2 protein-coding genes are annotated in these 2153 nt (G+C 71.0%); both read left to right on the plus strand.

Annotated features, from left to right (window positions below; genetic code table 11):
• Positions 1–400 precede the first annotated feature (400 nt).
• Positions 401–715 carry a hypothetical protein gene (locus tag VIB55_RS03800; protein WP_331875340.1) on the plus strand — a complete coding sequence of 105 codons (315 nt, stop codon included), beginning with the start codon at positions 401–403 and terminating at the stop codon, positions 713–715.
• A 574-nt stretch (positions 716–1289) separates the two neighbouring features.
• A complete protein-coding gene (locus tag VIB55_RS03805; protein ID WP_331875341.1) occupies positions 1290–2108 on the plus strand; it encodes a helix-turn-helix domain-containing protein in 819 nt (272 codons plus the stop codon).
• The last annotated feature ends 45 nt before the right edge of the window (positions 2109–2153 follow it).

The raw sequence follows: 2153 nt of genomic DNA on the forward strand, positions 1-2153 counted from the left end.
ACACTTCGGGGTTGAGGCGTGGGAAGGCAGGCCCGGTGCGTGGGCGGGCGCCCCCCATCCCCAGCCCTTCCCCCGCAAACAGCCGCGGGGGAAGGGAGCCAGTCGCGCGCGCCGGGCCAGCCGGACCGCAATCGAATCCTCCTCTCCCCCATGGGGTTTATGGGGGAGAGGCCGGGAGAGGGGGGCGGCCGGGGCATTCGCCGAGGTGGCCGGACCGCAATCGAATTCTCCTCTCCCCCATGGGGTTTATGGGGGAGAGGCCGGGAGAGGGGGGCGGCCAGGGGACTGTGCGGGAGCCGTCGAAGCGCACCCAGCCTGTACGTCCCAGATCCTCCTGACGCAATATTCCGAACCCCGCACTTCCGCACGATTTTTCCATCCCCCTGCCCACGCGAGAGCCATGAGCGAACCTCGCCCCCACCCGCCCGAGTTCGTGCAGGCCTGCGAAGGCGCCATCGAGCTGCTGCGCACCCTCGAGGCCGCCGGGCCCATGGAGCGCGGCGCGCTGCTCCCGGCCATCCACGAGGCGCTGGCGAGCATCGGCGAACGATTGGCGGAGCTGGACTGGGAGGACGAGCGGTTCGCGCGCGAGCAGGGAACCGTTCAGGACGCCGCTTCGGCCCTCGGAGCCATCGCGCTGGACCGTGGCGGGCCGCAGGTGCCGCGCTACGTAGACCGCATCATCGACGACCTGCGCCGCATCGCGACGGGATGACCCGCCGGTGCCGCCCGGTTGGCGCGCACCGCCGGACGCCGCTTTCTGCATTCCCCGCTGGCCCATTCCCGCTCTCCTCACGACGCAATCTCGCCACCGCCGTGTGAAATGGCGTGAGGCCCCCAAACGGGCGGGGGCTGACCGCCCAGTCCCTTGGTACCGCACCGTTTGGGACGCTCACACGCCGATTCTTCTCGCCCCGTGGCCGCTCCGGCGCGGGTCCCGCAGTGCAGGCTGAGCGATTCTTTCACGCCGTTTCGACCACGCGCGACGTTCCCAGACACCCGCGACGCTACGGTGCGGACGGCTGCAAGACTATGGCGTGGAAAGAACATAGGCATTACAATGGTGACTCGCCGTTCAAAGCCTTTCCGCCAGAGCGTCCGCTTCCTCGTCATGCCCGCAGCTCCACCCGCGCCGTGCGCCGCACGGCCCCGCGGGAGCGCTTCCTGGGCCATCGCGAGTCGAACGGCGGCGGACGTCATGCGCGGCAGCCCGATGACGCAGCGCCTGCCCGCCCCGGCTGGCGCCCGGACCCTCCGCCACCCCAAGCACCTCCAGCCCACACACCCTGATGAAGATCGGCGCCCGTCCCCTGCTGGTTCTGCATAGCAACGAGGCCTTCCGCGAGCGCGTCCGCAAGGTCGCGGGCCGCGAATACACCTTCCAGGCGGTTCCCGACTGGCCGTCGCTGGAAGAAGCGGTGCGCGACTCTCCGCCCTCCGCGCTGGTGGTGGTGAACCCGTATGAAGAGGTGTACGGCACGGCGGGCCCGTCGCCCAGCCTCAAGTCGCTGCTGGTGGAGTTTCCGTCGACGGCGGTGTTCGCGGCGATGGAGATCAAGCCCACGCGCATGGACGACCTGCGCACGCTGGGCAAGTGGGGAGTGGTGCAGGTGATCTCCATCTCGCACGACGACACGCCGCAGGCCATGGTGCAGCGCTTTCGCGCGGCGCAGGGCCGGCCGCTGAAGGCGCTGCTGGAGAACGTGCTGCCGGCCGACACGCCGGGCCGCGCGCGCGCCATCGTCGACGCGGCGGCCGAGGTAGTGGCGGTGGGCGGCCACGGGCGCGACCTGGCCCGCCAGCTTCGCCTCTCGCGGCGCACGCTGCTGCGCTGGTGCGAGCGCGCGGAGCTGCCGCCCCCGCGCAAGCTGCTGGCGTGGATGCGCATCCTCCTGGCCGCCGAGCTGCTGGACGACCCGGGCCGCACCGTGCTCTCGGTGGCCCACGCCTGCGGCTACTCGTCGGACAGCGGCCTGCGGCGCGTGACGCAGAAGTTCGTGGGCAGCAGCCCCACCGAGCTTCGCCGCCGCGGCGCGTTCGCCCGCTCGTCCAAGGTGTTCCTGGAGGTTCTGGCGCGGTACCGCGAAGAGAACGCGAACGTCGCGTAGCCGAGGGAAGGACAGTTTCACGCAGAGGTCGCGGAGGGAACGGAG

The sequence above is a fragment of the Longimicrobium sp. genome (assembly GCF_036554565.1).
Classification (GTDB): domain Bacteria; phylum Gemmatimonadota; class Gemmatimonadetes; order Longimicrobiales; family Longimicrobiaceae; genus Longimicrobium.